Source organism: Candidatus Dormiibacterota bacterium, assembly GCA_036495095.1.
Classification (GTDB): Bacteria; Chloroflexota; Dormibacteria; order Aeolococcales; family Aeolococcaceae; genus CF-96.
Genome location: DASXNK010000207.1, coordinates 21,747 through 28,091, shown reverse-complemented (window position 1 = coordinate 28,091; position 6,345 = coordinate 21,747). Strand labels below are relative to the sequence as shown.

Genomic DNA, 6,345 nt, shown 5'->3' with positions numbered 1-6,345 from the left:
CGGGCGACGGGGAACCTCATGTGGCTGAGCGCATCTTGCGCCGAAGCCATCCCGTGGGTCCTTGCGTGCGCGTCACGCGACGATCGCAGACCCGTGCATACCCGCACTCCCGGGCTTCAGGCACCGCTCGGGGGGGCGTGTCGCCGCCAGTCCTCCGCTCCAGGTACGTTAGCGCCCAGTGGCCTGGTCCACGGTGCCCTGCCTCGACAAGCAGGTATACGTAAGCTGCGCCGGCGGCCAGACCTGCTCCGGGCTTGATGCCTAGAGGGTCAGCGGCTGGCGACCAGGATGGATGCGTCGCCAGGCCACCGCCAGGAAGACGACGAGGCCGATGAAGGGCAGCGAGCCGACCGTCCAGCTCAGCGCCATGGGGGGGCCCGGCTGGCTCTGCACGACAACCCCAGGCAGAGATCCCTCCCCGTGTCCCAGCGGCCCGTCGATGGCGAACCCGATGAAGTAGATGCCGGGGGCACTGAAGGACTTGGTGTCCAGCCCCCACCGATCGCGCTTGCGGGGATGTCGCACGAGAGGCGTGACACGCATGTCGGACTTGACACCGGGGCCGTCCAGGAGCAGCTGCCCCGAAGTGCCCGCGATGCCGCCATCGGGCATGAAGGTGAAGTCCAGGGACTTCAGGGCGCGGATCGGCCAGGTGGAGAAGCCGACGGTGACGGCGTAGGGTCCGGCCTGGGCGCGTTCGGTGTGGACGACGCTGACAGGCGCGTACGCCATCGCGGGGGCGGCGCCGACGACGCACAGCGCGGCCGTCACCATCGTCGCGGCGGCCAGCCGGTGCGAATGGGAGCGGTGACTCCGGCTGTGCATCACGACTCCTTCGTCGTCTGCGCCGTGGCGCGCAACATGGTGATGAGCCGAGCACCGAGGAAGCCGGCGAGGAGCCCGAATGGGGTCCCGAGGGCGACGATGAGTGCCACGTCTGTAAGGCCGATGCCCGCGGTGGGATCGGTGAGGGTCATCTGCAGCGGCAGGGTGGCGGCGACGACGAGCGCTGTCAGGGTGCCGGCCACCAGCACCACCCTCCAGGCGTCGAGCTGGCGCATGCGTGCCCTCCAGAAGAGGGCCTCGACGGCCAGTGCCGCGATGACCAGGAACATCGGCACAGCGCCGGGCACCTCGGGTGGCGCGGGGACGAGCCCGTCGCGGAGGGGGAGCCCGATCGAGGCGGCGTAGGTGACGGCGGCCCAGGGCGAGAACCACCAGAGGAACGCCTGGAGGATCCCGAGTGCCGCGGCGACGGCGATGGCCCCACCGGGACGCCGAAGGAGGCCGGCGCCGACGATCAGCAGCATCGAGGAGAAGAAGATGATGCCGACGATGACCGGGTCCAGGGGAAGGGACAGGGTGCTGAACGCGTTGGTGGTGATCGGCATGAAGGTGATCAGGATCGGGATGGTGACCGCGATTCCCGCCTGGGCCCAGAGCTGGTCACGTGCGGCGGCGAAAACGATGAGGCCGCCGATCATGGTGATCGAGATCGACAGGAACAGGGCCACGTGCGACGGGGTGTTCAGCACGGCGTCGAAGCCATAGATCGAGTGCCACCATAGATCGAGCAGTCCATAGAGCAGGAACGATGCCGCGCCGAGCCCCGAGATCAGGTAGCCCAGGGGGGCGGTGACCGCGCCACCGAACAGCCGGACGGGCGTGCCCCCTATCGTCCGCGCCACGGGCCGGCCGGTCCGGTGGGCAACTGTGGCCGTGAGCACCATGACGAGGCTTGCGATCCCGGCGATCGCACTCCCCGAGTAGAGCGCCAGGTGGGGCAGCGTGAAGAAGGTGTCGGGCCCGACCATCTTGTGCCACTGCACGTCCCAGCTGATGCCCAGCGTGCTGATGGCGCTCCCGGCCCACACGGCCCAGGCGCCGGAGCGGGCCACGCGGCCATCGGCGCGCGGATGCGTCTCCCCGATCCCGGTGGTCGTTCTGGGTCGAGCGGGGGTGTCCATGACGGGCGTCCCTCCTCCGGGTGCGATCATGCTCTCCACAGTAGGAGACCTCTCGTGCACCGTCGTCACCGTGCGGAGGGACGTCATGTCCCTCGCGTGGGGGACTCGCGTCCCTCTCATGGGGGATTCGCAGAGGCCACGATGCCCCCACCATCGGCAGCGTGGAGCCAGCCGCTGCCACCGTCACCACCGGTGCCCTGGGCCCGACCAGTCGCGTGATCAGAGGCGTTCGCGACCTGAGCAGTGCGCTCCAGCGACAGTCGTTGCTCGTCGCCGGGGTGTGTCTGCTCGCCGATGTGGCCGCATTCCTGTCCGCCGGTCCCGTCTCCCAGCTCCGGGCACAGGACTGGGCGGTGCTCCTGGCCGTGGCGGCGGTCGATGCTGCGCTTGCCCTGCCAGCCCGCTACTCAGGCTGGGTGGCCGTGGGCCACGCCGTCATCGGGACGATGGCCATCGGCGTGCTTGGCGGATCGAGCCCGAGAGGCCACGGCAACGGCGCCGGTGCCCTGGTCGCGGCCTATCGCGCCGGCGCCTGGCTGCGTGGCGGTCCCGCGACGATAGCGCTGCTGGCGTTGGCGCTCGGCATCGGCGCGGAGCACCTCATGCGCGGCGGGGAGGTGGGCGGCGAGGGGCTCTTCGTCCAGGTGCTCAAGGACGCCGCGCTCCCCTGGCTGGTCGGCCGCTACACCACCGACCGAGGGGCCTACATCGCCGAGCTCGAGCAGAGCGCCGAGAAGCAGCGGCGGGATGCCAGAGCCGCCGTCGATCACGCCGTCAGCGAGGAACGCAGCGCCATCGCCCGCGACCTGCACGATGGCATCTCCCACCACGTCAGCGCCATCAGCGTGCATGCCGGTGCAGCACGTCTCCGTCTGACCGCCGGGGACGGTGCCGACGGCATAGCCCAATCGCTCACCGCCGTCGAGATGGCAAGCCGGTCGGCCATGGCCGACCTCCGCCGCCTCCTCGACCTGCTCCACGGCGACACCACCGACGGGAGCCGCCAGCCCGGCCTCAGCAATCTCGAGGACCTCCTCGACGGAGTCCGTGGCGCCGGCCTGCCGGTCAGGCTCAGCACCCACGGCGCGGCCCGCCCAGTCCCGGAGTCACTCGACATCGCCCTGTACCGGATCACCCAGGAGATGCTGACCAACGCCCTGCGCCACGGTGACGGATCTCTTGTGGAGGTCGATCTGCGGTACGAGGAGGCCGCGGTGTCACTGACCGCGTGCAACGGCATCCTGTCGCCGGCCGCTCGCTCCGCACCCAGACACCCCAGCGTCGAACGACGCCGTGGTGCGCGTGGACTGGCGGGGATCCGCAAGCGAGTCGCCGTGTTCGACGGAAGCGTCTCGTACGGCCCTGATCTCACCGGGTGCCGCTGGGAGACGACCGCCACCTTCCCCCTCGCTGCCGACGCATGACCGTCCGGATCCTTCTCGCCGATGACCATGCCATGTTCCGCTCCGGCCTACGGGCCGTGCTCGACACCCAGCCGGACTTCGAGTGCGTCTCCGAGGTCGACAACGGGCGGGATGCCGTGTCCGAGGTGACCCGGCTTCGACCGGACGTGGCGATCCTCGACGTGCGCATGCCGAAGGTCGACGGCCTCGCCGCGGCCGACGCGATCCTGGCCGGCGGCCGGAGCACCACTCGCGTGCTGGTGCTGACGACCTTCGACGCCGACGAGTACGTGTACCGTGCCCTCACAGCCGGGGCGAGTGGCTTCCTGCTCAAGAGCCTGCCTCCGGAGGAGCTCGTCGCTGCGATCCGGGTCGCGGCGCGGGGCGACGCACTCATCGACCCCTCGGTGACGCGCCGTCTCATCGCTCGGTTCGCCTCCAGTGTCGCAGCGGCCGGCACCAGCACGGCGCACGCACCGGGGCTCGATCGTCTCACCGCGCGGGAGCACGAGGTACTCCTGCTCGTCGCCAGCGGTTACAGCAACACAGAGATCGGTGCCCGTCTCCACGTGGGAGACGAGACCGTCAAGACCCACGTGTCGCGAATCCTGGCCAAACTCGACCTCCGCGACCGGATCCACGCCGTGGTGTACGCCCACCGACACGGCCTGCTCACGCGGTGATTCCTGGGTCACGAATTTCGGCCGGAGGCCACTAGTCGCGTCGGGCGGACGGCTGGATGTTCCTCTTCATGCGAAAGAGGTTGGTCGGATCATAGGTGTCCTTCAGGGCGACGAGGCGCTCGTAGTTGCCGCCGAACGCCTCACGCGCCCGGTTCTCTCCGTCTCCCACGTTGTTCACGTAGACCGCGTTTTCGAGGAACGGCGTCATCGCCTCGAAGAATCGACGGGTCCAGTCCATATTCCGTGCCGAGTCGGCCGGATCAGGCCATTGGGACAGGATCAGAAAGTCATGGTGGTCGTCGCGATGCGGGAAGGCCGTGGCGTCCCTGGGCACCTGAGCGGCGGCCCCGTGCAACTGCTGGAGTCCCGCGTCGGCGCTGAGAGCAGAAGGCATCTGCTCGACGAACGCCATCATGACCTCGATGGCACCGTCGCCCAGATTCTTCAGAAAGCCGCTCTTCCAGTAGTGTTGCTGTCGAAGCGGGAACCCGCCGTCAGATCGGCCTTGCAGGGACTGATACTCCATCGGTCCGATGCCGTCTTCAACAACCGGCGCGATCTTGCGGAGAGGCCGGAGGGCGCGCGCCGCCTCATCCGGAGTCCCGCAGTGGCAAACTCCGACTGCGAGCGTTGGTCGACCGTCCGGGCCCCTGAACAGGGAAGCCGCTGCGGTCAACTCAGCAGGAAACGCACTCGCTACCTCTTGGTAGCACTCGAGGGCATCTCGCGTCCGCGTCGGCTCGAATACGATGCCCCCAGCTATCACGGTCCGCACAGGATGGAGCCGGTAGCGGAACGAGGTTACGACCCCAAAGTTGCCACCGCCACCCCGGAGACCCCAGAACAGATCCTCATGCCGTTCGGCGGAAGCCGTCAACAATTCCCCCGAGGCGGTGACGATATCAGCAGAGAGTACGTTGTCACACGCCAAGCCGTGCTTGCCATTCAACCAGCCGAGTCCGCCGCCAAGTGTAAGACCGGCGATACCGGTCATGGAGACCACACCCATGGTGGTGGCCAACCCGAAAGCCTGCGTCTCGTGATCGAACTCCGCGAGCGTGAGGCCCGCCTGCGCGTCCGCCGTCCGGCGTCGTGGATCCACCCTCATGCCCTTCATCGGCGAGAGGTCGAGCATCACGCCGCCATCGCACACGGCGCCGCCTGCCACGCCATGACCTCCCGACCGAACCGAGAGGGCCAGGTCCTTGGTCCGAGCGAAGTCGACACCCCTGACGACGTCGGACACGCCGGCGCAACGGATGATGATCGCGGGGCGTCTGTCGATCATGCCATTGAACACTTCCCGCGTTCGGTCGTACGCCTCATCGGTGGGAAGCAGCACTTGCCCTCGGATCCCCGGTGCGAACGCCCGGACCTCACGTTCGGAGAGATCGGTCAGTCCAGGCATGGCCTCTCCTCGTGGCTGCTCTCGGCGGAGACGGGATTGTACGACCGCCTCGGCCACCTGGATACTGCGTGCATGGAGCACGCGCTGGAGCCCGAGTTCGCGCCGCAACCCGTCCCGCAGCCGGGTACAGATGCAACGGTGTGCTGGTCGAGGGTCTCGGGGGGTGGGGCCCCGTGGTGGACGTCGGGTAGCTGCGAGCCGAAGGGGTGCTGGCGTGATCCTCCCGAAAAACCGTGACCCTCGTTTCGTGACGATCCGCCGCGGTGGGACCCTCACCGACTCGGATCACCAGCTCCTCGCCCTGTGGGCGGCATCGTGCGCGGAGCACGTTCTTGGCCTCTTCGAGTCGGCTCAGCCCGAAGACCGGCGACCGCGTCGCGCGATCGAACTCGGGCGGGCCTGGGCGGGCGCCGAGATCACCATGACCGAGGCTCGCGCGGCGGCCGGCCATGCAATGGCCGCGGCCAGAGACCTGAGTGGGGCAGCACGGCATGCCGCGTATGCTGCCGGCCAGGCCGCGGCCGTCGCACACGTCGCCGCGCACGAGCTCGGTGCGGCCGCCTATGCGATCAAGGCCGCGCGCGCTGCCGCGCCGACAGGAGAGGGCGAGAGCGCGCGGCGACTCGAGTGCCGGTGGCAGCGCGACCAGCTCCCGGAGGCGATTCGCGAGCTCGTACTCGACGACCAGCGGTTGCGGAACGACATCTGCTGGTCGGTGTTCGACCGCTGAGAGCGCGTCGGGGCGCCGGCACCGCCACCCCGGCATGCTCCGCGGTCCCCCCGGCCCGACTCCGAGGAGCAGGCCAGACGCCACAGATCCCGGCTACCCCCCGGGGGTTGAGGCGAGGAGTAACCCACTCCTTGCCACTCTCAATGTATACCGC

6 protein-coding genes are annotated in these 6,345 nt (G+C 69.0%); 3 read left to right on the top strand and 3 right to left on the bottom strand.

The window, feature by feature from the left end:
* Positions 1–261: 261 nt before the first annotated feature.
* Together VGL20_21390 and VGL20_21385 are read right to left on the bottom strand one after the other, a co-directional pair.
* Positions 262–774, bottom strand: a complete 513-nt coding sequence (locus tag VGL20_21390; protein HEY2706245.1) for a hypothetical protein — start codon at positions 772–774, stop codon at positions 262–264.
* A 50-nt stretch (positions 775–824) separates the two neighbouring features.
* Positions 825–1,898: a hypothetical protein gene (locus VGL20_21385; GenBank protein ID HEY2706244.1), complete on the bottom strand. Its 1,074-nt coding sequence runs from the start codon at positions 1,896–1,898 to the stop codon at positions 825–827.
* A 230-nt stretch (positions 1,899–2,128) separates the two neighbouring features.
* Here VGL20_21385 and VGL20_21380 point away from each other — a divergent pair, with 230 nt between their 5' ends.
* Together VGL20_21380 and VGL20_21375 are read left to right on the top strand one after the other, a co-directional pair.
* Entirely contained in the window at positions 2,129–3,391 is a 1,263-nt protein-coding gene (locus VGL20_21380) for a histidine kinase (protein HEY2706243.1), read from the top strand.
* Positions 3,388–4,053, top strand: coding sequence for a response regulator transcription factor (locus tag VGL20_21375; protein ID HEY2706242.1), 666 nt, complete (start codon positions 3,388–3,390; stop codon positions 4,051–4,053). Before VGL20_21380 ends, VGL20_21375 begins: the two co-directional genes overlap by 4 nt.
* A gap of 31 nt (positions 4,054–4,084) precedes the next feature.
* Here VGL20_21375 and VGL20_21370 read toward each other — a convergent pair whose 3' ends face one another.
* On the bottom strand, positions 4,085–5,461 hold the full coding sequence (locus tag VGL20_21370) for an FAD-binding oxidoreductase (protein ID HEY2706241.1): 1,377 nt from the start codon (positions 5,459–5,461) through the stop codon (positions 4,085–4,087).
* 214 nt (positions 5,462–5,675) lie between these two features.
* On the opposite strand from VGL20_21370, the gene VGL20_21365 reads away from it, so the two are divergent.
* Positions 5,676–6,191 (top strand): hypothetical protein, encoded by a 516-nt coding sequence (locus VGL20_21365; protein ID HEY2706240.1) that lies wholly within the window; start codon positions 5,676–5,678, stop codon positions 6,189–6,191.
* Positions 6,192–6,345: the final 154 nt, after the last annotated feature.

What these genes read in the sequence shown, in the direction of transcription:
- VGL20_21390 (HEY2706245.1), bottom strand. Translation starts at nt 774, where the DNA reads ATGGTGACGGCCGCGCTGTGCGTCGTCGGCGCCGCCCCCGCGATGGCG.
- VGL20_21375 (HEY2706242.1), top strand. Translation starts at nt 3,388, where the DNA reads ATGACCGTCCGGATCCTTCTCGCCGATGACCATGCCATGTTCCGCTCC.
- VGL20_21370 (HEY2706241.1), bottom strand. Translation starts at nt 5,461, where the DNA reads ATGCCTGGACTGACCGATCTCTCCGAACGTGAGGTCCGGGCGTTCGCA.